Here is a 25020-nt window from a genome sequence, read left to right as displayed (position 1 = left end):
GTACGAAAAAGCCCTCGGTGTTGTCCGTGCGGAGTCGTACGCTTGGTAATCCAGAGGTTGTCGAGCAGCGAGAACCCTGCAACGGGAGGTATGTGCAGGCCCGAGGGCCGGCCCATGACTCAGACACCCACACAGCCGCAGGCGCGTGCCCAGATCAGGATCCCGGCCGCACACCCCATGGTGATGCTCCTGGGATCGGGAGACTCGCTGCTGCGCGTGATCGAAACGGCGTTCCCGGCCGCCGATATCCATGTCCGGGGCAATGAGATCAGCGCCATCGGGGACGCAGTCGATGTCGCCCTGATCCAGCGCTTGTTCGACGAGATGATGCTCGTGCTCCGCACCGGGCAGCCGATGACGGAGGACGCAGTGGAACGCTCGATCGCCATGCTCCGGGCGAGCGGCAACGGCCAGGGAGAGCCGCAGGGCGAGACACCCGCCGAGGTGCTCACCCAGAACATCCTCTCCAGCCGTGGTCGCACGATCCGCCCCAAGACGCTCAACCAGAAGCGGTACGTGGACGCGATCGACAAGCACACGATCGTCTTCGGTATCGGACCCGCCGGTACCGGCAAGACCTATCTGGCCATGGCGAAGGCGGTCCAGGCCCTGCAGTCCAAGCAGGTCAGCCGGATCATCCTGACCCGGCCCGCCGTCGAAGCGGGGGAGCGGCTCGGCTTCCTGCCCGGCACGCTCTTCGACAAGATCGACCCGTATCTGCGCCCGCTCTACGACGCGCTGCACGACATGCTCGACGCCGACTCGATCCCGCGGCTGATGGCGGCGGGCACGATCGAGGTGGCGCCGCTGGCGTACATGCGGGGCCGCACGCTCAATGACGCGTTCATCATTCTCGACGAGGCGCAGAACACCAGCGCCGAGCAGATGAAGATGTTCCTGACCCGTCTCGGCTTCGACTCGAAGATCGTCGTCACCGGTGACGTCACCCAGGTCGACCTGCCGAACGGCACGAAGAGCGGTCTGCGCCAGGTCCAGGACATCCTCGACGGTGTCCAGGATGTGCACTTCTCCCGGCTCACCTCCCAGGATGTCGTCCGGCACAGGCTGGTCGGCCGTATCGTCGACGCGTACGAGAAGTACGACAACCGAGACAGCCACAACGGGAAGTAGTCGCAGCGCACCATGTCGATCGACGTCAACAACGAGTCCGGAACCGAGGTCGACGAGCAGGCGATCCTCGGCATCGCCCGCTACGCGCTCGCGCGGATGCGGATCCACCCGCTCTCCGAACTCTCGGTGATCGTGGTGGACACCGACGCCATGGAGCAGCTCCACATCCAGTGGATGGACCTGCCGGGTCCGACGGATGTCATGTCCTTCCCGATGGACGAACTGCGTCCGCCGGCCAAGGACGACGAGGAGCCCCCGCAGGGCCTCCTCGGCGACATCGTGCTCTGCCCCGAGGTGGCGAAGAAGCAGGGCGAGGACGCGGAGACCCAGCACTCCATGGACGAGGAGCTCCAGCTCCTCACCGTCCACGGAGTGCTGCATCTTCTCGGGTACGACCACGAGGAGCCGGACGAGAAGGCCGAGATGTTCGGTCTCCAGGCGGCCATCGTCGACGGCTGGCGTGCCGAGCACGGCCTGACCGGTCCGTCGCCCGCCCCGACCGTGTCGTGAGCGTCCCCCTCATCACCGGAGCCGTGCTGCTGATCGTCGCCGGCTGGCTGGCGGCCTGCGCCGAAGCGGGCATCGCCCGGACGTCGAGCTTCCGGGCCGCCGAGGCGGTCCGGTCCGGGCGGCGCGGCAGCGACAAGCTGGAACAGGTCGCGGCCGACCCGACCCGCTATCTCAATGTCGCCCTGCTGGTGCGGGTCGCCTGCGAGATGGCGGCCGGGGTGCTCGTCACGTACGCCTGCCTGAAGGAGTTCCAGGAGACCTGGGAGGCGCTGGCCGTCGCGATGGGCGTGATGGTCCTCGTCTCCTATGTCGCCATCGGGGTCTCGCCGCGCACCATCGGCCGGCAGCACCCGCTGAACACGGCGACGGCCGCGGCCTACGTCCTGCTGCCGCTGGCCAGGATCATGGGCCCGATCCCGCAACTGCTGATCCTGCTGGGCAACGCACTCACGCCCGGCAAGGGTTTCCGCCAGGGCCCGTTCGCGAGTGAGGCCGAACTGCGGGCGATGGTCGACCTCGCCGAGCAGGAGTCGCTGATCGAGGACGATGAGCGGCGCATGGTGCACTCCGTCTTCGAGCTCGGCGACACGCTCGTACGCGAGGTGATGGTGCCGCGGACGGACCTGGTCTGCATCGAGCGGTACAAGACGATCCGACAGGCGCTGACCCTGGCCCTGCGCTCCGGGTTCTCGCGGATCCCGGTCACCGGGGAGAACGAGGACGACATCGTCGGGATCGTCTACCTCAAGGACCTCGTCCGCAAGACGCACATCAACCGGGAGTCGGAAGCCGATCTGGTCTCCACGGCGATGCGGCCGGCCGCGTTCGTGCCGGACACGAAGAACGCCGGGGATCTGCTGCGCGAGATGCAGCAGGACCGCAGCCACGTAGCCGTCGTCATCGACGAGTACGGCGGTACGGCAGGGATCGTCACGATCGAGGACATCCTGGAGGAGATCGTCGGCGAGATCACCGACGAGTACGACCGCGAACTGCCGCCCGTCCAGGCACTGGAGAACGGCTGCTTCCGGGTGACCGCCCGGCTCGACATCGGCGACCTCGGAGACCTGTTCGGCCTCGACGAGTACGACGACGAGGATGTGGAAACGGTCGGCGGGCTGCTTGCGAAGGCGCTGGGCCGGGTACCGATTGCCGGGGCGTCGTCGGTCGTCGACCTGCCCGACAGGCGTCGGCTGCGGCTGACGGCGGAGTCTCCGGCGGGGCGCCGGAACAAGATTGTCACGGTGCTGGTGGAGCCAGTGGGGCCGGAGGAGGCGAAGGCGGAATGACTCCGCAGGAGCTGCGGGCGTTCTGCCTCGAGTTCAACGCGAGCGTCGAGGAGTTTCCGTTCGGACCGGAGACCTCGGTGTTCAAGGTGCTCGGCAAGATGTTCGCGCTCAGCGCGCTGGACGCACGGCCGCTGACGGTCAATCTGAAGTGCGATCCGGATGACGCGGCGCGGTTGCGCGAGGAGTACGCGGCGATTGTGCCGGGCTGGCACATGAACAAACGGCACTGGAACACGGTGACGGTGTCGGGGGTGCCGAGGCGGTTGCTGCGGGAGCTGGTCGAGGACTCGTACGACTTGGTGGTGGCGGGGCTGCCGCGGGCGGAGCGGCTCCGCCTTGACCGGCCCTGACCGAGCGGGCCTGAGGTCCTGGCCCTGGCCTATGCTCTGGCCATGACCGAGAGCACCGACCTCCAGAGCACCGACCTCGGCCCCGAGGACCGCAAGATCGTCACCCTGGCGCGCAGCGCCCGCGCCCGCAACGGAGTGCCGGAGGGCGCGGCCGTACGGGACGAGACCGGGCGTACGTATGTCGCGGGGACCGTACAGCTGGAGTCGCTGAAGCTCAGCGCGCTGCAGACCGCCGTCGCGATGGCGGTGGCCAGCGGCGCCACTTCGCTGGAGGCGGCCGCGATCGTCTCCGAGGCCGCGGCCCCGTCGGACGCGGACCGTGCGGCGGTACGGGACCTGGGCGGGCCGGCGACCCCGGTGCTGCTGGCCGGGCCGGACGGTGCGGTACGTCTCACGATCCCGGCCGGCTGAGGCCCCGTTCCCGCAGCATGAGGTGCGGCTCCGCCGTGTGCGCGCCGAAGGCCTCTTCGGCCGTACGCTCCTGGCCCGCGATCTGACGAAGATCCCCGGCGAGCGGCTGCCGCGCCAGAAGATCCGGCTCACCGGGCGATGGGCGGGCGCGCCTCAGTTCGACTGGGGCGAGGCCACCGTCACGGCCCGCGCCCGGGACGTACGCGAGACCGCCGGCGCCTCCTTCTTCGTGCCGCCCTGGACGGCCGCGGCCGCCCTGTCGGCGGGGGGCCGCGGGCGCCGCGGGGTGGCTGCGGGTACGGCACCGGACGCGCACGGTACGTGACGGCGACGGCGCGGCAGGGGTGCGCGGTACGTGAGGGCGCCGCGGATCGGGGAGAATGGCCCGCATGAGCGTTCACACTCCTGGATCCGAGGCGCCGCACCGCGCCGGCTTCGCCTGCTTCGTGGGCCGCCCCAACGCGGGCAAGTCCACCCTTACGAACGCTCTGGTCGGCCAGAAGGTGGCGATCACCTCCAACCGGCCTCAGACCACCCGGCACACGGTGCGCGGCATCGTGCACCGCGAGGATGCGCAGCTGATCCTGGTCGACACCCCCGGCCTCCACAAGCCGCGCACCCTGCTGGGCGAGCGGCTCAACGATGTCGTACGCACCACCTGGGCCGAGGTCGATGTCATCGGCTTCTGCCTGCCCGCCGACCAGAAGCTCGGCCCCGGCGACAAGTTCATCATCAAGGAACTCGCGGGCATCAAGAAGACCCCGAAGATCGCGATCATCACCAAGACCGACCTGGTCGACTCCAAGCAGCTCGCCGAACAGCTGCTCGCCGTCTCCCGCCTCGGCGAGGAGCTCGGCTTCGAGTGGGCCGAGATCATCCCGGTCTCCGCCGTGAAGGACAGCCAGGTCGACCTGCTCGCCGACCTGATCGCCCCGCTGCTCCCCGAGAGCCCGCCGCTGTACCCGGAGGGCGACCTCACCGACGAGCCCGAGATGGTCATGGTCGCGGAGCTGATCCGGGAGGCCGCGCTCGAAGGCGTACGTGACGAGCTGCCGCACTCCATCGCGGTCGTCGTCGAGGAGATGCTGCCGCGCGAGGACCGTCCCGCGGACAGGCCGCTGCTCGACATCCACGCGAACGTCTACATCGAGCGGCCCAGCCAGAAGGGCATCATCATCGGCCCGAAGGGCAAGCGGCTGAAGGAGGTCGGCATGAAGTCGCGCAAGCACATCGAGGCGCTGCTCGGCACGCCGGTCTTCCTGGACCTGCATGTGAAGGTCGCCAAGGACTGGCAGCGCGATCCCAAGCAGCTGCGCAAGCTCGGATTCTGAGGCGGGTCAACTGCGCATCGATCTCACGCGCCCTCCTTGAGGACGCGTGAGATCAGTGCGCGCTGCGCGTCGGTCAGATGCGGATCCGCACAGTGGACGGTGCGGTCGCCGACCGTGATCCGGTACTGAAAGCCGTCCGGTACCCCGGGCGGCGGGGTGCCCTGGCCGACCGCGAGCGCGGATTCGGCCAGGGCCTCCCAGTCGGCGGCGTCGGCCAGGCCCGAGGTGTCGACCTCGCGACGGCGTGCGATGCCGGCGAAACCGCCGGTGCGGCATACCTGGATGCGCAAGGTCCGACTCCTCTCGGGTTGTTTCCGGGGCTCTGCCCCGTACCCCGCTCCTCAATCTCCCCCCTGGCCTCAAGGGCATGAGGGGCCCTCGAGGGGCTTGATCACGCAGACGGCACGCCGACCTCCGACCAGGCCTTCCGTACCGCCTCCCGTTCGTCGCCCTCGCCGTAGCGGTCCTTCGCTGCCTCGACCGTCAGGCGGGCGAAGTCCGAGAAGTTCGCGTCCCCGGCGAGCCGGTCGCCGGTGAGTACGTCGAACCAGAGCTGGCCCGCCCGCTCCCACGCGTTGCCGCCGAGCGCCGTGGCCAGCAGGTAGAAGGCGCGGTTGGGGATGCCGGAGTTCAGGTGTACACCGCCGTTGTCCTCGGTGGTGTGGATGTAGTCCTCCATCGACGCGGGCTGCGGGTCCTTGCCGAGCACATCGTCGTCGTACGCCGTTCCCGGCGCCTTCATCGAGCGCAGTGCGTCCCCCTGGACCCTGGGGGCCAGCAGGCCGGAGCCGATCAGCCAGTCGGCCCGGTCCGCGGTCTGGCCCAGCGAGTACTGCTTGACCAGGGAGCCGAAGACGTCCGACATGGACTCGTTGAGTGCGCCGGACTGGCCGAAATAGCTCAGGTTGGCCGTGTGCTGGGTGAGGCCGTGCGTCAGCTCGTGGGCGATCACATCGATGGCGACGGTGAAGTCGAGGAAGATCTCGCCGTCCCCGTCGCCGAAGACCATCTGCTCGCCGTCGAAGAACGCGTTGTTGTACTGCTCGTCGTAGTGCACGGAGCCGATCAGCGGCAGCCCGTTGCCGTCGATCGAACGGCGGCCGTACGCCGTGAGCAGCAGTTCGAAGGTGGCGCCGAGCCCCGCGTACGCCCGGTTGACGCTCGCGTCCTGCGTCGGCTGCCCGCCCTCGGAGCGGACCTTGAAGCCGGGCAGCTGCGTGCCGTGCCGACAGTCGTACAGGGTGCGCTCGGGTTTGTCGGACTCCGTCCCCGTCACCACGGTGGGCACGGAGGGGACGAGGGTGGTCATCTGGCGGCGGGTGCGCCGGGCGGCGTCGCCCTCCAGGGTGCGGCGGGCCGGACCGGAGAGACCGGGGTCGTCGGCCTGTGACAACTTGTCGAGAACATGGGGCGGCACGATCGTGCAGAAGACGGGGTGGAACCTGTGCTGAGGTCGAGGCTGCATGGGGTCGACTGTGGCACTGCGTCACGGTTGTGTCACTGGTTGCCATCAGGATTGACGAAATGGAGTGATTGATCACGCTTTACCCGTTACCGGCGTCCGGTCCCGCATACTGATACGGACCGACGTCCCAGGCGCCTCTCGGTTAGTCTCGTCCCATCATGCGTTTCGGGCTGCTTCTCCTTAGCTGCCGCGGCGAGGGCCTGTAGTCGTAGGCCGACCCCCTCCCCGCGGAGTCTGGTGCTGCAGCGACACAGTCGGCCGTCCCATTGCTGGACCCCGAGGAGCCGTACGCCATGACCGCCGTGAATCCCGCCCGGACCTCCGCCGAGAACTCCGTGGGCCGCCCCACGCCGATCACCAACGCCACCGCGCTGCAGAAGCCGTCCGGGATGCCGATCCACAAGTACGGCCGGTACGAGGCCGTCGACATCCCCGACCGCACCTGGCCGGCCAACCGGATCACCGTGGCGCCCCGCTGGCTGTCCACCGATCTGCGTGACGGCAACCAGGCGCTGATCGACCCGATGTCCCCGGCTCGCAAGCGCGAGATGTTCGACCTGCTCGTACGCATGGGCTACAAGGAGATCGAGGTCGGTTTCCCGTCCTCCGGTGAGACCGACTTCGCGTTCGTCCGCTCCATCATCGAAGAGGGGGCGATTCCCGAGGACGTGACGATCTCCGTCCTCACCCAGGCCCGCGAGGAACTGATCGAGCGGACCGTCGAGTCGCTGCGCGGCGCCCGCCGGGCCACCGTGCACCTGTACAACGCCACCGCCCCCACCTTCCGCCGCGTGGTCTTCCGCGGTTCGAAGGAGGAGGTCAAGCAGATCGCGGTGGACGGCACCCGGCTGGTCATGGAGTACGCGGAGAAGATCCTCGGCGACGAGACGATCTTCGGCTACCAGTACAGCCCGGAGATCTTCACCGACACCGAGCTGGACTTCGCCCTGGAGGTCTGCGAGGCCGTCTGTGACGTCTGGCAGCCCGAGGAGGGCCGCGAGATCATCCTCAACCTGCCCGCCACCGTGGAGCGTTCGACGCCGTCCACGCACGCGGACCGGTTCGAGTGGATGTCGCGCAACCTGTCGCGCCGCGAGCACGTCTGCCTGTCGGTCCACCCGCACAACGACCGCGGCACCGCCGTCGCCGCCGCCGAACTGGCGATCATGGCCGGCGCGGACCGGATCGAGGGCTGCCTGTTCGGCCAGGGTGAGCGCACCGGCAACGTCGACCTGGTGACGCTGGGCATGAACCTGTTCTCGCAGGGCGTCGACCCGCAGATCGACTTCTCGCAGATCGACGAGATCCGTCGCACCAGCGAGTACTGCAACCAGATGGAGGTCCACCCGCGCCACCCCTACGCGGGCGACCTGGTCTACACCGCCTTCTCCGGCTCCCACCAGGACGCCATCAAGAAGGGCTTCGACGCCATGGAGGCCGACGCGGCCGCCAAGGGCAAGACCGTCGACGAGATCGAGTGGGCGGTGCCGTACCTGCCGATCGACCCCAAGGACGTCGGCCGCTCGTACGAGGCCGTCATCCGGGTCAACTCGCAGTCCGGCAAGGGCGGAATCGCCTACGTCCTGAAGAACGACCACAAGCTGGACCTGCCGCGCCGGATGCAGATCGAGTTCTCCCGGATCATTCAGGCCAAGACCGATGCAGAGGGCGGCGAGGTCACGCCGACGCAGATCTGGTCCACGTTCCAGGACGAGTACCTGCCCAACCCTGAGAACGCCTGGGGCCGCGTACAGATCCGCTCCGGTCAGACGACGACCGATTCCGACGGCCGGGACACGATCACCGTCGACGCGACCGTGGACGGCACGGAGACCGTGCTGACCGGATCCGGCAACGGTCCGATCTCCGCGTTCTTCGAAGCGCTGCAGGCCATCGGCATCGACGCCCGTCTGCTGGACTACACCGAGCACACGATGAGCGAGGGTGCGAGCGCCCAGGCCGCCTCGTACATCGAGTGCGCGATCGACGGAAAGGTCCTGTGGGGCATCGGCATCGACGCCAACACCACGCGGGCCTCGCTGAAGGCGGTCGTCTCCGCGGTCAACCGCGCGACCCGCTGACCCGGCGCCCGAAAGGGCGCACAGGCGCATGATCGACGGACCCCGTCCACCCGGTTCCCGGGGGGCGGGGTCGGCCATCTCCCGACGGTTGTGACGACCGAGGTGCTGACGTCACATCGTGGCTGTGGTTAACATCACGTCGACACGGCAATGTTGCCGGAGCGTTACGGAGGTGTGCGACGTGCGGTCAGCCCTGGGACAACGCGCCATGAAGCTGCGTATCTGCGGCATCCGCACCATCTGGGACGCCGTCGCCGACGGCGAGTTCTTCTGCCCCGGCTGCGGCGGTGACCGCAACTACCGCCGTCTCACCGGCCGTCGGCGTTTCGCCGTGCTCGGTGTGCCGCTGCTGCGCCGCGGCACTGTCGGCCCCGTCGTCGAATGCGCCGCCTGCCGCGCGCACTTCGACACCGAGGCGCTCGACCACCCCACCACCACCCGGTTCTCCGCGATGCTCCGGGACGCCGTCCACACCGTCGCCCTCGGCATCCTCGCCGCCGGTGGCACCACCTCGCGTACGGTCCTGGAGACCGCGGTGGCCACCGTGCGCAGCGCCGGGTTCGACGACTGCACCGAGGAGCAACTCTCCACCGTCGTCGAGGTGCTCGCCGCCGACATCGGTCACGGCTCCGCCTTCGACGCCGCGGCCGAGGCGTGCGGCGCCGCCCTCGCCATCGAGCTCCACGAGGCGCTGGAACCCCTCGCCCCGCATCTGGCGCCCGCGGGACGTGAATCGATCCTGCTGCAAGGTGCCAGGATCGCGCTCGCCGACGGCCCGTACAGCCAGGCCGAGCGCGAGGTGCTGACCACGGTCGGGGCGGCGCTGCAGCTCTGCGCGGACGACACGGCCCGGCTGCTTGCCGCGGCGGCGCGCACCCCGTCCTGAGCGGCTGCTTCCCGTGCCCCGGCACGCACCCCGTTGCTGAGCGGCGACTTCCCGTGCCCCGCGGCGCGTAACCGCCCGATCGAACGCCCCACGTGCTCCGGGCGAGTACTCCCGCGGGAGTACTCGCGTCTCCACGCCCACCTCCGCAGTAGCCGCGAAGTCGGCCCCCGGCGCGATGAATCGGCCCCCGGCGGCCGGGAGTCTGGACAAGTACCGGACGACCGGCCGAAGGGGGGCCCGCGATGAGGGCCGTAAGGGAAGACGGCGGCACACAGCCGCGACCGGGCAACCGGAGGCGCATGCTGCCCTGGGCGGTCCTCGCGCTCTGGGTCGCCGTGATCGCGCTCGCCGGGCCTCTGGCGGGCAGGCTCGCCGACGTACAGACCAACCGGGCCGTCGACTACCTGCCGGCGAGCGCCGACTCCGTCACCGTCACCGGCCAGAGCTCCGCCGTGATGACCATCCTCGTCTTCGGCGCGGGCACCGACTACGCCCTGCTGCTCGTCTCCCGCTACCGCGAGGAGCTGAGCCGCGCCGCACGGCCGTACGACGCGATGGCCGCCGCCCTGCGCGGCTGCGGGCCCGCCGTTCTCGCCTCCTCCGGCACCGTCGCCGCCGGCCTGTGCTGCCTGCTCGCCGCCGACCTCACCAGCAGCCGTGGGATGGGCCCCATCGCCGCCGTCGGCGTGCTGTGCGCACTGCTCGCCATGACGACGCTGCTGCCCGCGCTCCTCGTGCTGCTCGGCCGCCGGGTGTTCTGGCCGCTCGTCCCCGTGTACGGCAGCGCGCCCAGGCAGCGGCGGTCGCTCTTCGCCGCGATGGGCAGCTCGGTCGTGCACCGGCCCGTCGCCGTACTCACCTGCGGCGGCGTGCTGCTGGGGGCGCTGGCGCTCGGTGCGTTCAACATGCCCGGCGACCTCAAACAGGAGGACTCCTTCACCAGCAGACCGGACTCGGTCGTCGCGATGGAAACCCTCGCCGCCGCCTACCCCGAGCGCTCCACCCGGCCGATCACCGTGATGACGTCGGCCGACCGGGCCGCCGAGACCCTGGCGAAGGCCCGTACCACCGACGGTGTCGCCGCCGTCGAACGCGGCCGCAGCGGCGGCGGCTGGACCGAACTCTCCGTCGCCGCCGCCGACCACCCGAATCGGCGGGCGAGCAGGCCACCATCAAGGCCTTGCGCGACGGTCTGGACGGCAGCCACGTCGGCGGGCCCAGCGCCCAGCAGATGGACCTGGAGACGGCCAGTGCCCGGGATCTGAGGGTCGTCGTCCCGCTCGTCCTCCTCTCCGTCCTGCTGATCCTGATCGCGCTGCTGCGCAGCCTCGTCGTCCCGCTGCTGCTGGTCGCCGCCGTCGTCGCCGTCTGGGGAGCCTCCCTCGGCATCGGCGGGCTTGTCTTCGAACCGGTTCTCGGACTGAACGGCGCCGATCCCGGACTGCCGCTGCTCTCCTTCGTCTTCCTGGTGGCGCTCGGCGTCGACTACGGGATCTTCCTGATGCACCGGGTGCGCGAAGAGGCGCTCTCCGGCGCCGAACCGACCGCTGCCGCGCTCACCGCACTGCGCACCACCGGCGGCGTCATCGCCTCGGCCGGGTCGGTGCTCGCCGCCACCTTCGCGGTCCTGACGAACATGCCGATGGTCAGCCTGGTCGAGATGGGCTTCGTCATCGCCGTCGGCGTCCTCCTCGACACCTTCCTCGTCCGCACCTACCTGGTGACCTCGGCGAGCGTGGCCCTGCAGCGGAACATCTGGTGGCCGGGGAGGCTCAGCCGGACGCCCACCGCTCCCGGACCGCGCGAACCGGAACTCGTACGGACCCGCTGACGGTGCCCGTACCCGTACCGGAGGATGGCACCGTGTCCCGATCCACGCGCCGACGCGAGCGCATCCTGGCGGTCGTCAACCGCGACCTCATGCACGCGCCGCACAAGACGCGCACCGACGCCCTCATCGCGGGGGGCGCCGGTGCGCTCTCCGTCGCACTCACCCTCACCACCGACCAGGCCCGGACGCCCCACGCACTCGGCTGGGCGCTGCTTGTCGCGAGCGCCGTGCCGATCGTGTGGCGGCGGCGCAGCCCGCTGCTCGCACTGCTCGCCATGATTCCGCTCCTGGTGCCGTACCACGCGCTCGACAACGCACACGCGGCGCCGATGCCGCAGACCTGGATCGCCCTCTACACCGTGGCGGTGACCGGCCGGCCGCTGCGCACGCTGCTGACCGGGATCGGGTACGCGGCCGCGGCGGTCGCCGGGGCCGGCCTGTCGCCCGGCGTACGGACGGTCGCACGTCGTCGAGGCCCTGCGCGCGGGCGCCTCGGGTTTCCTCGTCAAGGACACCCGGCCCGCCGAGCTCCTCGCCGCGATCAGAACGGTGTCGGCGGGCGAGGCCCTGCTCTCGCCCGGCCCGACCGCCCGGCTGATCTCCCGCCTGCTGCGCCGCCCGGAGATGCCGTTCCGGGGTGCCCCGGGCGGTCCGGACTGTCTCTCGGACCGGGAGCGGCAGGTGCTCGGCCTGGTCGCGCGCGGACTCAACAACACCGAGATCGCCGGGACCCTGGGCCTCAGCCCGCTCACCGCCAAGACCCATGTCAGCCGGATCGTGGGCAAGCTGGGCGCCCGGGACCGGGCGCAGCTGGTCATCGTGGCGTACGAGTCGGGGCTCGCGGTACCGGCCGGGGGCGCGGCCGACGGAAGCTGAACCGTACGGTCTCCGGGGGCGGGCCCGCTCCGGTGCGTGCGTACAGGACAATGGGCGCATGAGCTTGTTCCGGGACGACGGCGTGGTGCTGCGCACGCAGAAACTGGGCGAGGCCGACCGGATCATCACGATCCTGACCCGCGGCCACGGCCGGGTACGGGCCGTCGCCCGCGGTGTGCGGCGTACGAAGTCGAAGTTCGGTGCCCGCCTCGAACCGTTCTCCCATGTGGACGTGCAGTTCTTCGCGCGCGGCAGCGAACTGATCGGCCGCGGTCTGCCGCTGTGCACCCAGAGCGAGACGATCGCGCCGTACGGGGGCGGCATCGTCGCCGACTACGCCCGGTACACCGCGGGCACCGCGATGCTGGAGACCGCCGAGCGCTTCACCGACCACGAGGGCGAGCCCGCGGTCCAGCAGTATCTGCTGCTCGTCGGCGGACTGCGGACCCTCGCCCGGGGGGAACACGCCCCGAACCTGATCCTCGACGCCTTCCTGCTGCGTTCCCTCGCCGTCAACGGTTACGCACCCAGCTTCGAGGACTGCGCCAAGTGCGGAATGCCCGGACCGAACCGTTTCTTCTCCGTCGCGGCGGGCGGCGTCATATGCGGCGACTGCCGGGTGCCCGGCAGCGTCGTACCCTCAGCAGAGGCCGTCGCCCTGCTGAGCGCGCTGCTCACCGGTGACTGGGAGACGGCCGACGCGTGCGAGGCGCGGCATGTCAGGGAGGGGAGCGGGCTGGTGTCCGCCTATCTGCACTGGCATCTGGAGCGCGGACTGCGCTCGCTGCGATACGTAGAGAAGTAACCGACACCGACACCGGCACAGCAGGCACAGGGAGACGAGACAGCTCATGGCAGTACGCGGGATCCTCGGTGGCCGTAACAGGCGCACATACAAGACCCCCGAGCCGCACCCCTCCGGGGCCACGCCCCCGAAGATCCCCGGCGAGCTGGTGCCCAAGCACGTCGCCATCGTGATGGACGGCAACGGCCGCTGGGCCAAGGAACGGGGCCTCCCGCGCACCGAAGGCCACAAGGTCGGCGAGGGCGTCGTCCTGGACGTCCTCAAGGGCTGCATCGAGATGGGCGTCAAGAACCTCTCCCTGTACGCCTTCTCCACCGAGAACTGGAAGCGTTCGCCGGAAGAAGTGAAGTTCCTGATGAACTTCAACCGGGACGTCATCCGCCGCCGTCGCGACGAGATGGACGAACTGGGCATCCGCATCCGCTGGGTGGGGCGGATGCCGAAGCTGTGGAAGTCCGTTGTCCAGGAGCTACAGGTCGCCCAGGAGCAGACGAAGGACAACGACAAGATGACGCTGTACTTCTGCGTCAACTACGGCGGCCGCGCCGAGATCGCCGATGCCGCGCAGCGCATTGCCGAGGACGTCGCGGCCGGAAAGCTGGACCCCGCGAAGGTCAACGAGAAGACCTTCGCGAAGTACATCTACTACCCGGACATGCCGGACGTGGACCTCTTCGTCCGACCCAGCGGTGAACAGCGCACCTCCAACTACCTGATCTGGCAGAGCGCGTACGCCGAGATGGTCTTCCAGGACGTGCTGTGGCCGGACTTCGACCGCCGCGACCTGTGGCGGGCCTGCCTGGAGTACGCCCAGCGCGACCGGCGCTTCGGCGGCTCGGTGGAAGCGTCGGAAAAGGCGGAACCGACGGCCTGATCCTGCCGGTACGATCACGGCTCTTCACAACTTGGGGAGGGGCCATGAGCGAGGAACAAGGGACCGTGCACGGTGCGGTCGAGCTGAGATACCGGCCGGTGCTGCAGGACTACTCGGCGGCGCTCCGCGCACGCAACCGGATCAGTGCGGCGGGCCGGCGGCAGCAGGTCCTGGGGGCGGTCGCGACCGCGTGCGGGGTCGCGACCGCCGTACTGACCCTGGTGACGGACGGCGACGTCCCGCTGCCGCTGCTGGTGGCGCTGCTGTTCTGCGGCCCGGTGCTGCTCATGAGCCCATGGCTGATGGCGCGTCAGCTGTTCCGGTTCGTGGGACGGCAGGGCGAGTTCCGGGTACGGGTCGAGGAGTCCGGCGTCACCGTCGCCACCGACAACTCCACCGCGGTCGTGGCGTGGCGGGCACAGCCGCGCTATGTGGAGACGGAGCATCTCTTCGTGCTGCTCAGCGACGACAAGAACGCCGTCGGCGTCACCGTGATGGCCAAGCGCGGCGCCCAGGACCCGTCCGACGTGGACCGCCTGCGCGAGATCTTCGACCGCCATCTGAAGCGGGCCGGATCAAGCACCTCCGGCACGTGAGGAGCGGGGGCCCGGGGGTGGAGCCCGGAAGCGGTCACCCCGCCGTCGGGCACTCCGCGCACTCCGCACACGTACCGAAGACCTCCACCGTGTGCGCCACGTTCACGAACCCGTGCTGCGAAGCAATCGTCGCCGCCCACTGCTCCACCGCCGGTCCCTCGACCTCGACGGCCTTGCCGCAGACCCGGCACACCAGATGGTGGTGGTGCTCCCCGGTCGAGCACCGCCGGTACACGGACTCGCCGTCGGTGGTGCGCAGAACGTCCACCTCGCCCGCGTCGGCGAGGGACTGCAGGGTGCGGTAGACCGTGGTCAGCCCGACCGAGTCACCGCGGTGCTTGAGGACATCGTGCAGCTCCTGGGCGCTGCGGAACTCGTCCACCTCGTCGAGCGCAGCGGCCACCGCGGTGCGCTGCCGGGTCGACCGGCCGCGTACCGGGGATGCGTTCGTTCCACTGATCGGCGCCGTCGCCACAGGTGCCTCCTCGTGTCGCCCGTACATGTGTCGGGCCATTGTGCCAGCCCGCCCGTGCGCCGGGGTCAAACCCGGACGTCGTCCGTGGCGGGGCGGGCAGCCGGTACGTCCGGAGTCTTCCCTTCCAGGGTGCACTGCGCCGTAGCCGTTTCGCTGCGGCGGGCGCGTCGTGCGGCCAGCGGTGCGGCGAGCAGGGTCAGGGCGACGAAGACGCCGATGGCCAGCAGCACGATCGTCGCGCCGGGCGGCACGTCCTGGTAGTAGGAGGTGACGGTGCCGGCGAGGGTCACCGCCGTACCGATGACGACGGACAGTACGAACGTCACCTTGAAGGACTTCGAGATCTGCTGCGCGGCCGCGACCGGCACCACCATCAGCGCGCTGACCAGCAGCAGACCGACGACCCGCATCGCGACGGTGACGGTCACCGCCGCCGTGACGGCGATCAGCAGATTCAGGGCGCGCACCGGCAGCCCGGTGACCCGCGCGAACTCCTCGTCCTGGCTGACTGCGAACAGCTGGCGCCGCAGCCCCAGCGTCACCAGCAGCACGAAGGCGGCCAGCAGGCAGATCGCGGTGATGTCCTCGGACGAGACCGTGGACAGCGAGCCGAAGAGGTACGAGGTGAGGTTGGCGTTGGAGCCGGTGTCGGAGAGGTTGATCAGCAGCACACCGCCCGCCATGCCTCCGTAGAACAGCATGGCCAGCGCGATGTCGCCGCGCGTACGCCCGTACCAGCGGACCAGTTCCATGACGACCGAGCCGACTACGGCGACGGCCGTGGCCATCCAGACCGGGCTGGTGGAGAGCAGGAAGCCGAGGCCGACACCGGTCATCGCGATGTGGCCGATTCCGTCGCCCATCAGGGCCTGGCGGCGCTGCACGAGGTAGATGCCGACGGCGGGGGCGATCATGCCGACGAGTACCGCGGCGAGCAGGGCCCGCTGCATGAAGGGGGGCTGGAGGAATTCCGTCATCAGGTCAGCAGTCCCGTCCGGGCGGGCTCGGAAGCCGCGTGGGGGTGTACGTGGTCGTGGCCGGGCAGCGCGTGCTGGCCCAGGGCCTTCGGGGGCGGCCCGTCGTGCATCACGCAGCCGTCGCGCAGCACGATCGCGCGGTCGATTAGGGGCTCCAGCGGACCCAGCTCGTGCAGCACGAGCAGCACGGTGGTGCCGGTGGCGACCTGCTCGCGCAGCGTCTCGGCGAGGATCTCCTGGCTGGCCAGGTCGACGCCCGCCATCGGCTCGTCCATGATCAGCAGCTCGGGTTCGGCGGCGAGCGCGCGGGCGATGAGCACGCGCTGGTGCTGCCCGCCGGAGAGGGCGCTCACCGAGTCCTTGGCCCGGTCGCTGAGGCCCACGAGCTCGATGGCCCGGTCGACGGCGTCCCGGTCCGCCTTGCGCAGCGGACCCAGCTTCGTACGGGACAGCCGCCCTGCGGAGACGACCTCGCGGATGGTGGCAGGAACCCCGCTCGCCGCCGTCGTGCGCTGCGGTACGTAGCCGATCCGCGCCCAGGTGCGGAAGTGGCGCAGGGGGGTGCCGAACAGCTCGACCGAGCCGCTGGTGAGCGGGACCTGGCCGATGACGGACCGGACGGCGGTCGACTTGCCGGAGCCGTTGGCGCCGAGCAGGGCGGCGACCTCTCCGCGGCGCACGGTGAGGTCGATGCCGCGCAGTACGGGGCGCGCGCCGAGTGTGGCCGTGGCCCCGCGCAGGGTGATCACGGGGTCGGGCTGGGTGCTCCGGGGCTCGGGCATGAGTGCCTCCGATACTGCTGTGGCGAGTGTTGCGTGGGTCACTTCGCGCCGAGCGCCTTCTGGAGCGCGGCGAGGTTGGACTGCATGACCTCGATGTAGTTATCGCCCTTGGACTTGGCGGTGATTCCCTCGAGGGGGTCGAGGACGTCGGTCTTCAGGCCGGTGTCCCTGGCGACGGTCTTCGCGGTCCTGTCGCTGGCGAGCGTCTCGAAGAAGACGGTGGTGGCCTTGTTCTTCTCCGCGATGGTGTGGATGTCCTTGACCCGGGCGGGGCTGGGCTCGCTCTCGGGGTCGACGCCGGCGATGCCCTCCTGGATGAGCCCGTAGCGCTCGGCGAGGTACCCGAAGGCGGAGTGGGTGGTGATGAACGTCTTGGTGGCGGTGTCGCTCAGGCCCTTCTCGTACGACGTGTTCAGCGCGTCGAGCTTCTTGACCAGGGCGTCCGTGTTGGTGCGGTAGTCCGCGGCGTGGTTCGGGTCGGCCTTCTCCAGGGACTTTCCGACCCCCTTGGCGACCTCGGCGTACTTCACCGGGTCCAGCCAGATGTGCGGGTCGGCCCCGGCCCCCTCGCCCTCGTGCGCATGGCCGTGCTCGTCGCCGCCGGTCTCCGTGCCGTGGTCCTCCAGCGTGGTGAGCTTCGCCGCGTCCACGGAGTTCCTGACCCCGGACTGTGCGATCGCGTCGTCGACGGCGGGCTGGATACCCTTGAGATACAGGATGTAGTCGGCGTCGCCGAGCCCCCCGGTCTGCCGCGGGCTGAGTTCCAGATCGTGCGGCTCGACGCCCGGCTTGGTCAGCGTGGTGACCGAGACATGGGTTCCGCCGATCTCCTCGGCCAGGAACTGCATGGGATAGAACGAGGCCACCACATCCAGCTTGTCCCCGTTCTTCCCGTCGGCGGCTTCGGAGGCGGAGCAGGCGGAGAGCGCGGTGAGACCGAGAGCGACGGCTCCGGCGACGGCGGCGGTGGGTATGAGGCGGCGTACGTTCATGACACTCATTTTCAACAAAAATGGAAACGATTGTCAACAAGCTCGGTGAGAGGCCCTGCTCACCATCTGTCCGGACACCGATTTGATCCAGGGGGCGTGCCCGCCGGTAATCTGAAGCATTCGCCGTTCGTCGTCGTCGTAATGAAGAGAGCACCGTGGCCGCCGACAAGATCGACTCCATCGTCAGCCTGAGCAAGCGCCGTGGCTTCGTTTACCCCTGCAGTGAGATCTACGGCGGCCAGAAGGCCGCCTGGGACTACGGGCCGCTGGGCGTTGAGCTCAAGGAGAACCTCAAGCGCCAGTGGTGGCGCTACATGGTCACTTCGCGCGAAGACGTGGTCGGTATCGACTCGTCCGTCATCCTCGCCCCCGAGGTGTGGGTCGCCTCCGGCCACGTCGCCACGTTCACCGACCCGCTGACCGAGTGCACCTCCTGTCACAAGCGCTTCCGTGCGGACCACCTGGAAGAGGCGTACGAGGAGAAGCACGGCAAGCCGCCCGTCAACGGCCTCGCCGACCTCAACTGCCCCCACTGCGGCAACAAGGGCACCTTCACCGAGCCCAAGCAGTTCTCGGGTCTGCTCTCCACGCACCTCGGCCCGACCCAGGACTCCGGCTCGGTCGCATACCTGCGCCCCGAGACGGCGCAGGGCATCTTCACCAACTTCGGTCAGGTGCAGCAGGCCTCGCGCAAGAAGCCGCCGTTCGGCATCGCGCAGATGGGCAAGTCCTTCCGGAACGAGATCACTCCGGGCAACTTCATCTTCCGCACTCGCGAGTTCGAGCAGATGGAGATGGAGTTCTTCGTCAAGCCGGGCGAGGACGAGCAGTGGCAGGAGTACTGGATGGAGCAGCGCTGGAACTGGTACACGGACCTGGGCCTGCGCGAGGAGAACATGCGGTGGTTCGAGCACCCGAAGGAGAAGCTCTCCCACTACTCCAAGCGCACCGCTGACATCGAGTACCGCTTCAGCTTCGGCGGCAGCGAGTGGGGCGAGCTGGAGGGCGTCGCCAACCGCACGGACTACGACCTCAAGGCCCACTCCGCCGCTTCCGGCACGGACCTGTCGTACTTCGACCAGGAGGCCGGCGAGCGCTGGACTCCGTACGTCATCGAACCCGCGGCCGGTGTCGGCCGTTCGATGCTCGCCTTCCTCCTCGATGCCTACATCGAGGACGAGGCGCCCAACGCCAAGGGCGTCATGGAGAAGCGCACCGTGATGCGCCTTGACCCGCGCCTCGCGCCGGTCAAGGTCGCGGTGCTGCCGCTCTCCCGCAACCCGCAGCTGTCGCCGAAGGCCAAGGGCCTCGCCACCGACCTGCGGAAGAACTGGAACATCGAGTTCGACGACGCGGGCGCCATCGGCCGCCGCTACCGTCGTCAGGACGAGATCGGTACGCCGTTCTGCGTCACCGTCGACTTCGACACCCTCGACGACAACGCGGTGACGGTGCGTGAGCGCGACACCATGAAGCAGGAGCGCGTTTCACTGGACCAGATCCAGGCGTACCTCGGTGCCCGGCTGCTGGGCTGCTGACGCATCACGGTTCCACGGCGATGCCCCCGGTTCCTTGTACGGAGCCGGGGGCTGCGTTGCACACTGGGCACACGCGACCACGCGTCAACAGGAGGCTCGGATGCCGTCCATGACCACGAGCAAGGTCAGCAGATGGGATCAGCACGGCCGTGAACATGTCGTCCATGTGCGGAAGTCGGGGATGCAGCGGCAGCTGAGCTGCGACACCTGCGACTGGCGCAAGGGCGTGCAGTTCCTGCCCTGGCTCAAGGCCGAGGAACACCTCGCCGAGGTCCACCAGGCCACGGTCGACCCGACGGCCTGAGCCCGACGGCTGCCTGACGTGACCCGGCCCTGTGCAGGGCGGTTACGCGCGCAGGCCGTGCAGCAGCAGGTCCGAGACGGCGGTGGACCCGGCGGCGACGGCGGGATTCTGCCACGACCCGGCGTACGCCGGGTCGTGCAGGCGTGCCGTCACGTCGAAGGCCGCCTGCGCGGCGACCGCCGGACCGCCCGGCGCGAACTGCCCGCCGCGCATGCCCCCGGCGAACTCCCGCAGTCGGCCGACCAGTTCGCGGATGTGCGCCTCGACGACCGTGCTCTCGCCGATCAGCACGATGGAGGTCGCGTACAGCGCGGGGCCGTCACCGGCCTGGCGGCGCTTCACCTGACGGGCCGAAAATCGGGTGCTGGGCCCGCTGCGGCCGGGGTACGGTTCCCGTATGTCTTCGTTCTTCCAGATCTACGAGTGAGAGCGCGGCGGGCCTCTCCGCCCGCCGCCCATCGGATCGATCCCAGGTCGCTCACGACCTCACGACTCACCATGAATGGGAGAAGCCCGTGGCCAAGAGCCGCAACAACCTTCTCGGCGTCGGCGGACAGCGCAAGAAGCTGTCCCGCGCCGAGCAGCAGGGCGCAGGCACTGCCCGTGACGCCGACCGCAAGAGCGCGGCCGACCAGAAGCAGGAGCTGCTGCGCAAGATGCGGGAGCGCGCCCGGTCCGGGCAGCCCGCGACGACGACTCCCGAGGACGACTCCGCGGCGCAGAGCTGACTCCTTCTCGACACCCGTACGACCGTGGGCCCGAATCACGTCGAGTGATCCGGGCCCACACCCGTACCTGAACCGTGCCCCGTCCGCCTCCCGCGCTCACGCCACCGCGCGCGGCAGCCGCAGGCTCAGCAGCGTCGTGAGCGCCACAGCCCCCAGTTGCACCAGCAGTGCCACGATCAGCGCGTCCCGCATGCCCGAGCCGGGGACCAGGGCGAGGAACAGCGTCCCGAGCGTCGCCACATCCAGTGCCAGCGCGGCCTGCTGGGTCGTCGTCATCACGCCGCCGCCCACCCCGGCCCGCTCGGTCGGCACGTCGGAGAGCACGATGCGGAACAGGACCGGCAGTTGCAGCCCCTGGCCGAGACCGGCGATCGCGACACCCGGCAGCAGCGCCGGCAGTCCCAGGTCGGGCCAGCCGAGCCACACGGTGAGCGCGAGCACCGCGACGCCCGCGCCCTGGATCAGCCCGCCCGCCGTCACGACCCGGCTGCCGAACCGCCGTACCAGCCGCGGGCCGGCCAGCGAGGCCGCGAAGAAGGCCACCGCCATCGGCGCCAACGCCAGCCCGGCGGCCGCCGGACCCAGCTTCAGGCCCTGCTGCAGCGCCACCGCGATCACGAACATGAAGCCGCCGAAGCCGAGCGAGAACGGCAGCACCAGCGCCAGACCGCGCCGCAGCGAGTCCAGCCGCAGCAGGCTCGGCGGGATCAGCGGGACCTGTCCGCGCCGGTCGGCCCGCCGTTCGACCCGGTAGAAGGCGGTCGCGGCTACCGGGAACAGCGCGAGGGAGATCCAGGTCCACACCGGCCAGCCCACGGCCCGTCCCTCCGTCAGCGGCGCCAGCAGCGTCATCAGCGAAACGGCGAGCAGCAGCGTCCCCGGTACGTCGATGGGCGCGGGCCGGTCCGAGCGGGTCTCCGGCACCGCGCGGGCGGCCAGGACCAGCCCCACCGCCGCCACCGGCACGTCGACCAGGAAGACCGACCGCCAGCCCGCGCTCTCGCCGAACACCGACGACAGCGGCGCGGCGGCGACCAGTACGCCGCCGAGGATCTGGCCGGCGACCATCGAGAGCCCGGCCGTCGCCCCGTACAGGCTCATCGCCCGCGCCCGCCGGTGCCCGGTGGTGGCGGCCTGGATGGTGGCGAGCACCTGCGGCAGCATCAGCGCCGCCGAGGCGCCCTGCGCCACCCGCGCCCCGACGAGCGTCCAGGCGTCCGGGGCGAGCCCGCAGGCCAGTGAGGTGAGCGCGAAGGCCGCCATGCCGGTGAGGAAGAGCCGGCGCCGGCCGGCCGTGTCGCCGAGCCGGCCGCCGAGGACAAGAAGGACCGGAATTCCGGGAGATCTGGGCGCGCCACGAGGTCGTCGGTCCCGGCGGCCGGACCAAGATCTTCCGCAACGCCCGGGTCGGACTGGTGCGCCTGGACCACACCGACCTCTGGCTCAGCCCGTCGACCGGTCCGCGCCTGGTGACGTACGTCCCCGCCGACGAGGAGTCCCGGGAGCGGCTCGAGCGCCTTCACGCAGTGGCGCTCGCCGAAGCCTGACCCCCGGCCCCGGCCCCGGACCCGGCTTCCGGCCCGGATCCGACCCCGGCCGGGACCTCCAGCCGTTCGGCGGTGCGCCGAGCCGTCTCGCGGGCCCACCGCCCACTGGTCAGCGCCCCCACCAGCAGGACGGCCAGACCGCAGCCGGTGATGATCCACCAGGCGGGCTTGCTCGCATCCACGAAGGCGGTGGCATACGCGGCGCCGCGCGGGGAACCGCTACCCGCCACGCCCGCCGCCAGCACCGCGCCGATCACGGCCACGCCCAGCGTTCCGCCGATCTGCCGGCTGGTCGAGGCGACCGCGGCCGCCACGCCCGCCTGGGAGCGCGGCATCCCGGAGACGGCGGTGTTGGTGATCGGTGCGTTCACCATGCCGAAGCCGAGACCGAACAGCACATAGCCGGTGAACAGCAGCACGTTCCGCGTCTCGGCGTCGAACGCCGCGAACATCAGCCCGCACGCCGTCATGGCCGCACCCGCCACGAGCAGTGGGAGGCGCGCCCCCCGGCTGCCGACGAGCCGCCCCGACACCGGGGCGCAGACAAAGGTCAGCGCGGCCATCGGCAGCATGTACAGACCGGCGTGCAGGGCGCTCAGACCGCGCACGTTCTGCAGATACAGCGTGTTCAGGAAGAGGAAGCCGCTCAGGGCGGCGAAGGCGCAGACCGCGATGACGGTGGCGCCGCTGAACGGGGCGCTGCGGAAGAACCGCAGGTCGATGAGGGGCTCGGCGCGCCTGGGCTCGTACAGCAGCAGTCCGATCACGGAGCACACGGCGAGCGCCGCGAAGACCAGGATCCGGGTCGAGGTCCAGCCGGCCGAGGGCGCCTCGATGATCGCGTACGTCAGTGAACCGAGCAGTGCGATCACCAGTAGTTGCCCCACGGGATCCGGACGGCGCGGCTTCGGGGCACGGGACTCGGGGACGTACCGCCAGGTGAGCAGCAGCGCGGCGAGACCGACCGGCAGATTGATCCAGAAGATCGACCGCCAGCCGACCGAGTCCACCAGCAGGCCGCCGACCACCGGTCCCGCCGCCATGGAGATGCCGACGACACCGCCCCACACACCGATGGCGCGGGCCCGCTCGCGCGGGTCGGTGAAGGTGTTGGTGATGATCGACATCGCGACGGGGTTGAGCATCGAGCCGCCGACCGCCTGCACCATCCGGAACGCCACCAGCGACTGCAGGTTCGGCGCGACGGAGCAGAGCACCGAGCCGAGGGTGAAGAGGACGAGACCGATCTTGAAGACCTTCGCCCGTCCGATCCGGTCGGCGGTGGAGCCCGCCAGCATCAGCAGCGAAGCAAGGACGAGGGTGTAGGCGTCGATCGTCCACTGCATGCCGGCGACCGTGGCGTGCAACTCCCGCTGCATGGTGGGCAGGGCGACATTGAGGACGGTGTTGTCGAGACTGACGATCAGCAGACTCATGCAGCAGATCGCAAGAATCAACTGCTGTCGGCGGTGGCTGAGCTCGGGCATACATAGATAGTACGGTTAACTAACGACTGCCGCTGCCGGGACGCCCCGGCCCGCGCTGCCGGTATGTCGGTTCACCGCTGCCGCCGCCGCCGCTGCCGCCGCCCGTTCTGCGGTGCCTGCAGGAGCTGCTTCCGCCGTACGCGACAATGGAGCAATGACCACGCTCGCCCCCTCGCTCCCGCTGCTCCGGATCGGCCCGCACACCGTGCAGCCGCCGGTGGTGCTCGCACCCATGGCCGGCATCACCAACGCACCGTTTCGCACCCTGTGCCGGGAGTTCTCCGGCGGCAAGGGGCTGTTCGTCAGCGAGATGATCACGACGCGAGCGTTGGTCGAGCGCAACGAGAAGACCATGCAGCTCATCCACTTCGACGCGAGCGAGACCCCGCGCTCGATCCAGCTGTACGGAGTGGACCCGGTCACGGTCGGCAAGGCCGTCCGCATGATCGTCGACGAGAACCTCGCCGACCACATCGACCTGAACTTCGGCTGCCCGGTCCCCAAGGTGACCCGCAAGGGCGGTGGCTCGGCGCTTCCGTTCAAGCGGCCGCTGCTGCGCGCGATCCTGAACCAGGCGGTGTCCAACGCGGGCGACCTGCCGGTCACCATCAAGATGCGCAAGGGCATCAACGACGACCACCTCACCTACCTCGACGCGGGCCGGATAGCGGTCGAGGAGGGTGTCACGGCCGTCGCACTGCACGGCAGGACCGCAGCCCAGCACTACGGCGGCACCGCCGACTGGGACGCGATCGCCCGCCTCAAGGAGCACGTCCCGGAGATCCCTGTCCTCGGCAACGGCGACATCTGGTGCGCGGACGACGCCCGCCGGATGATGCGCGAGACCGGCTGCGACGGCGTGGTCGTGGGCCGCGGCTGCCTGGGGCGCCCGTGGCTCTTCGGTGACCTGGTGAGCGCCTTCGAGGGCACGCAGACGCGGCAGGCGCCGACGCTCCGGGAGGTCGCCACCGTCATGCTGCGGCACGCGACGCTGCTGGGGGAGTGGATCGGCGACGAGACCCGTGGCGTGATCGACTTCCGTAAGCACGTGGCGTGGTACCTCAAGGGCTTCTCGGTCGGCTCCGAGATGCGCAAGAAGCTCGCGGTCACCTCGTCGCTGGACGAGCTGGGCACGCAGCTGCACGAGCTCGACCTGGATCAGGCGTGGCCGGACGGGGCCGACGGGCCGCGCGGGCGCACCTCGGGCAACAACCGCGTGGTGCTGCCGGACGGCTGGCTGAAGGACCCCTACGACTGCTCGGGCGTGAGCGCGGAGGCAGAGCTCGACACGTCGGGCGGCTGAGGCGACGGCTCCGGTTCGGACAGGGCCCGCGGGGAGGGCGGCACTCCGTCCCCGCGGGCCCTTTCGCATCTCCGGCACCAGGCACCGGGTGCCCCCCTTAGCCCTGCTCATTTGAGCGTCGATCGGATGCGGGGTGACTGCGAACCGGGCGGTGTGGGGTGCTGTGGCTGACGAGGGGGGCGCGCTGCTCCCATTTCACTCGCCCCGTGCGGTCGCTGTGTCACCGTACGTAGGTATCGGGGCGTCCGGATGGTGACATCTGAGCGCATGATGCGGCGTGATTCTCGCCACCCCTGAGGTCTCTATTGCTCAGATGAGCGGGATTTTGGGGACTGCATTTCTCAAATGATGGCACTCGGTGCCACCCGACTTTACTTTGATCGATCGACCCATCCGCTACGTTCCGTGCTGAATCTGCGGCATCTTGGACGCGTTGAGTGGTAATGAGTTC

23 protein-coding genes and 5 pseudogenes are annotated in these 25020 nt (G+C 69.8%); 19 read left to right on the top strand and 9 right to left on the bottom strand.

Going from position 1 to position 25020, the window contains the following annotated elements:
* Positions 1-114 precede the first annotated feature (114 nt).
* The 7 genes and pseudogenes from ABZV38_RS10560 (at position 115) to era (ending at position 5022) form a co-directional block, all read left to right on the top strand.
* A complete protein-coding gene (locus ABZV38_RS10560) occupies positions 115-1131 on the top strand; it encodes a PhoH family protein (RefSeq protein WP_356326396.1) in 1017 nt (338 codons plus the stop codon).
* A gap of 12 nt (positions 1132-1143) precedes the next feature.
* A complete protein-coding gene (gene ybeY, locus ABZV38_RS10555; RefSeq protein WP_356326395.1) occupies positions 1144-1641 on the top strand; it encodes an rRNA maturation RNase YbeY in 498 nt (165 codons plus the stop codon).
* Positions 1638-2930 carry a hemolysin family protein gene (locus ABZV38_RS10550; RefSeq protein WP_356326394.1) on the top strand — a complete coding sequence of 431 codons (1293 nt, stop codon included), beginning with the start codon at positions 1638-1640 and terminating at the stop codon, positions 2928-2930. Before ybeY ends, ABZV38_RS10550 begins: the two co-directional genes overlap by 4 nt.
* On the top strand, positions 2927-3280 hold the full coding sequence (locus ABZV38_RS10545; RefSeq protein ID WP_356326393.1) for an MmcQ/YjbR family DNA-binding protein: 354 nt from the start codon (positions 2927-2929) through the stop codon (positions 3278-3280). Before ABZV38_RS10550 ends, ABZV38_RS10545 begins: the two co-directional genes overlap by 4 nt.
* A gap of 42 nt (positions 3281-3322) precedes the next feature.
* Positions 3323-3691, top strand: a complete 369-nt coding sequence (locus ABZV38_RS10540; RefSeq protein ID WP_356326392.1) for a cytidine deaminase — start codon at positions 3323-3325, stop codon at positions 3689-3691.
* A gap of 37 nt (positions 3692-3728) precedes the next feature.
* Positions 3729-4050, top strand: a pseudogene (locus ABZV38_RS10535) (DUF916 domain-containing protein); the annotation flags it as partial.
* Positions 4051-4071: 21 nt separating this feature from the next.
* The gene (gene era / locus ABZV38_RS10530) at positions 4072-5022 is read left to right on the top strand and encodes a GTPase Era (protein WP_356326390.1); all 951 of its coding nucleotides are present in this window, start codon (positions 4072-4074) and stop codon (positions 5020-5022) included.
* A 23-nt stretch (positions 5023-5045) separates the two neighbouring features.
* Here the strand turns inward: era and ABZV38_RS10525 are convergent, their stop codons facing one another.
* Together ABZV38_RS10525 and ABZV38_RS10520 are read right to left on the bottom strand one after the other, a co-directional pair.
* Complete coding sequence (locus ABZV38_RS10525) at positions 5046-5312, bottom strand: protealysin inhibitor emfourin (RefSeq protein ID WP_356326389.1); 267 nt, start codon at positions 5310-5312, stop codon at positions 5046-5048.
* Positions 5313-5413: 101 nt separating this feature from the next.
* Positions 5414-6487: a M4 family metallopeptidase gene (locus ABZV38_RS10520; RefSeq protein ID WP_356326388.1), complete on the bottom strand. Its 1074-nt coding sequence runs from the start codon at positions 6485-6487 to the stop codon at positions 5414-5416.
* 293 nt (positions 6488-6780) lie between these two features.
* Here ABZV38_RS10520 and leuA point away from each other — a divergent pair, with 293 nt between their 5' ends.
* The 7 genes and pseudogenes from leuA to ABZV38_RS10485 all read left to right on the top strand — a co-directional run bounded on the left by leuA (position 6781) and on the right by ABZV38_RS10485 (position 14436).
* Entirely contained in the window at positions 6781-8568 is a 1788-nt protein-coding gene (leuA, locus tag ABZV38_RS10515) for a 2-isopropylmalate synthase (protein ID WP_356326387.1), read from the top strand.
* 208 nt (positions 8569-8776) lie between these two features.
* Complete coding sequence (locus ABZV38_RS10510) at positions 8777-9454, top strand: TerB family tellurite resistance protein (RefSeq protein WP_356326386.1); 678 nt, start codon at positions 8777-8779, stop codon at positions 9452-9454.
* 299 nt (positions 9455-9753) lie between these two features.
* Positions 9754-11285: pseudogene (locus tag ABZV38_RS10505) on the top strand (MMPL family transporter).
* Between the two features lie 462 nt (positions 11286-11747).
* Positions 11748-12161: pseudogene (locus tag ABZV38_RS10500) on the top strand (response regulator transcription factor); the annotation flags it as partial.
* A 58-nt stretch (positions 12162-12219) separates the two neighbouring features.
* Positions 12220-12966 (top strand): DNA repair protein RecO, encoded by a 747-nt coding sequence (recO, locus tag ABZV38_RS10495; RefSeq protein ID WP_356326385.1) that lies wholly within the window; start codon positions 12220-12222, stop codon positions 12964-12966.
* Positions 12967-13012: 46 nt separating this feature from the next.
* Positions 13013-13840, top strand: coding sequence for an isoprenyl transferase (locus ABZV38_RS10490; RefSeq protein ID WP_356326384.1), 828 nt, complete (start codon positions 13013-13015; stop codon positions 13838-13840).
* A 44-nt stretch (positions 13841-13884) separates the two neighbouring features.
* Entirely contained in the window at positions 13885-14436 is a 552-nt protein-coding gene (locus tag ABZV38_RS10485) for a YcxB family protein (protein WP_356326383.1), read from the top strand.
* Positions 14437-14470: 34 nt separating this feature from the next.
* Here the strand turns inward: ABZV38_RS10485 and ABZV38_RS10480 are convergent, their stop codons facing one another.
* The 4 genes from ABZV38_RS10480 to ABZV38_RS10465 all read right to left on the bottom strand — a co-directional run bounded on the left by ABZV38_RS10480 (position 14471) and on the right by ABZV38_RS10465 (position 17662).
* Positions 14471-14911 carry a Fur family transcriptional regulator gene (locus ABZV38_RS10480; RefSeq protein ID WP_356326382.1) on the bottom strand — a complete coding sequence of 147 codons (441 nt, stop codon included), beginning with the start codon at positions 14909-14911 and terminating at the stop codon, positions 14471-14473.
* A 65-nt stretch (positions 14912-14976) separates the two neighbouring features.
* Complete coding sequence (locus ABZV38_RS10475; protein WP_356326468.1) at positions 14977-15891, bottom strand: metal ABC transporter permease; 915 nt, start codon at positions 15889-15891, stop codon at positions 14977-14979.
* On the bottom strand, positions 15888-16670 hold the full coding sequence (locus ABZV38_RS10470) for a metal ABC transporter ATP-binding protein (protein ID WP_356326381.1): 783 nt from the start codon (positions 16668-16670) through the stop codon (positions 15888-15890). Before ABZV38_RS10470 ends, ABZV38_RS10475 begins: the two co-directional genes overlap by 4 nt.
* A gap of 38 nt (positions 16671-16708) precedes the next feature.
* Positions 16709-17662 (bottom strand): metal ABC transporter substrate-binding protein, encoded by a 954-nt coding sequence (locus ABZV38_RS10465; protein WP_356326380.1) that lies wholly within the window; start codon positions 17660-17662, stop codon positions 16709-16711.
* A 155-nt stretch (positions 17663-17817) separates the two neighbouring features.
* On the opposite strand from ABZV38_RS10465, the gene ABZV38_RS10460 reads away from it, so the two are divergent.
* Together ABZV38_RS10460 and ABZV38_RS10455 are read left to right on the top strand one after the other, a co-directional pair.
* Positions 17818-19200: a glycine--tRNA ligase gene (locus ABZV38_RS10460; RefSeq protein ID WP_356326379.1), complete on the top strand. Its 1383-nt coding sequence runs from the start codon at positions 17818-17820 to the stop codon at positions 19198-19200.
* A gap of 100 nt (positions 19201-19300) precedes the next feature.
* Positions 19301-19504, top strand: coding sequence for a hypothetical protein (locus ABZV38_RS10455; RefSeq protein WP_356326378.1), 204 nt, complete (start codon positions 19301-19303; stop codon positions 19502-19504).
* 42 nt (positions 19505-19546) lie between these two features.
* Here ABZV38_RS10455 and ABZV38_RS10450 read toward each other — a convergent pair whose 3' ends face one another.
* Complete coding sequence (locus tag ABZV38_RS10450; protein ID WP_356326376.1) at positions 19547-19846, bottom strand: hypothetical protein; 300 nt, start codon at positions 19844-19846, stop codon at positions 19547-19549.
* Between the two features lie 173 nt (positions 19847-20019).
* Here ABZV38_RS10450 and ABZV38_RS10445 point away from each other — a divergent pair, with 173 nt between their 5' ends.
* Positions 20020-20232, top strand: a complete 213-nt coding sequence (locus tag ABZV38_RS10445; RefSeq protein ID WP_356326375.1) for a DUF6243 family protein — start codon at positions 20020-20022, stop codon at positions 20230-20232.
* Between the two features lie 96 nt (positions 20233-20328).
* Here ABZV38_RS10445 and ABZV38_RS10440 read toward each other — a convergent pair.
* A pseudogene (locus ABZV38_RS10440) lies at positions 20329-21561 on the bottom strand (MFS transporter); the annotation flags it as partial.
* Here ABZV38_RS10440 and ABZV38_RS10435 point away from each other — a divergent pair.
* Positions 21561-21779 (top strand): annotated as a pseudogene (locus ABZV38_RS10435) (XRE family transcriptional regulator); the annotation flags it as partial. The pseudogenes ABZV38_RS10440 and ABZV38_RS10435 overlap by 1 nt on opposite strands.
* Here ABZV38_RS10435 and ABZV38_RS10430 read toward each other — a convergent pair.
* On the bottom strand, positions 21752-23266 hold the full coding sequence (locus ABZV38_RS10430) for an MFS transporter (protein WP_356326374.1): 1515 nt from the start codon (positions 23264-23266) through the stop codon (positions 21752-21754). The pseudogene ABZV38_RS10435 and the gene ABZV38_RS10430 sit on opposite strands and share 28 nt — an antisense overlap.
* A gap of 154 nt (positions 23267-23420) precedes the next feature.
* Between ABZV38_RS10430 and dusB the strand changes: the two genes are divergently transcribed.
* The gene (gene dusB / locus ABZV38_RS10425) at positions 23421-24569 is read left to right on the top strand and encodes a tRNA dihydrouridine synthase DusB (RefSeq protein WP_356326373.1); all 1149 of its coding nucleotides are present in this window, start codon (positions 23421-23423) and stop codon (positions 24567-24569) included.
* Positions 24570-25020: the final 451 nt, after the last annotated feature.

The sequence above is a fragment of the Streptomyces sp. NPDC005181 genome (assembly GCF_040608395.1).
In the GTDB taxonomy this organism is placed as follows: domain Bacteria; phylum Actinomycetota; class Actinomycetes; order Streptomycetales; family Streptomycetaceae; genus Streptomyces.
Note: the sequence above shows the minus strand (reverse complement) of the source record. Positions and strands in the feature narration are given on the sequence as shown.

Coding starts and splice junctions, on each gene's coding strand:
- ABZV38_RS10560 (WP_356326396.1), top strand. CDS start 115: ATGACTCAGACACCCACACAGCCGCAGGCGCGTGCCCAGATCAGGATC.
- ybeY (WP_356326395.1), top strand. CDS start 1,144: ATGTCGATCGACGTCAACAACGAGTCCGGAACCGAGGTCGACGAGCAG.
- ABZV38_RS10545 (WP_356326393.1), top strand. CDS start 2,927: ATGACTCCGCAGGAGCTGCGGGCGTTCTGCCTCGAGTTCAACGCGAGC.
- ABZV38_RS10540 (WP_356326392.1), top strand. CDS start 3,323: ATGACCGAGAGCACCGACCTCCAGAGCACCGACCTCGGCCCCGAGGAC.
- era (WP_356326390.1), top strand. CDS start 4,072: ATGGCCCGCATGAGCGTTCACACTCCTGGATCCGAGGCGCCGCACCGC.
- ABZV38_RS10520 (WP_356326388.1), bottom strand. CDS start 6,487: ATGCAGCCTCGACCTCAGCACAGGTTCCACCCCGTCTTCTGCACGATC.
- leuA (WP_356326387.1), top strand. CDS start 6,781: ATGACCGCCGTGAATCCCGCCCGGACCTCCGCCGAGAACTCCGTGGGC.
- ABZV38_RS10510 (WP_356326386.1), top strand. CDS start 8,777: ATGAAGCTGCGTATCTGCGGCATCCGCACCATCTGGGACGCCGTCGCC.
- recO (WP_356326385.1), top strand. CDS start 12,220: ATGAGCTTGTTCCGGGACGACGGCGTGGTGCTGCGCACGCAGAAACTG.
- ABZV38_RS10490 (WP_356326384.1), top strand. CDS start 13,013: ATGGCAGTACGCGGGATCCTCGGTGGCCGTAACAGGCGCACATACAAG.
- ABZV38_RS10485 (WP_356326383.1), top strand. CDS start 13,885: ATGAGCGAGGAACAAGGGACCGTGCACGGTGCGGTCGAGCTGAGATAC.
- ABZV38_RS10470 (WP_356326381.1), bottom strand. CDS start 16,670: ATGCCCGAGCCCCGGAGCACCCAGCCCGACCCCGTGATCACCCTGCGC.
- ABZV38_RS10465 (WP_356326380.1), bottom strand. CDS start 17,662: ATGAACGTACGCCGCCTCATACCCACCGCCGCCGTCGCCGGAGCCGTC.
- ABZV38_RS10455 (WP_356326378.1), top strand. CDS start 19,301: ATGCCGTCCATGACCACGAGCAAGGTCAGCAGATGGGATCAGCACGGC.
- ABZV38_RS10430 (WP_356326374.1), bottom strand. CDS start 23,266: ATGCCCGAGCTCAGCCACCGCCGACAGCAGTTGATTCTTGCGATCTGC.
- dusB (WP_356326373.1), top strand. CDS start 23,421: ATGACCACGCTCGCCCCCTCGCTCCCGCTGCTCCGGATCGGCCCGCAC.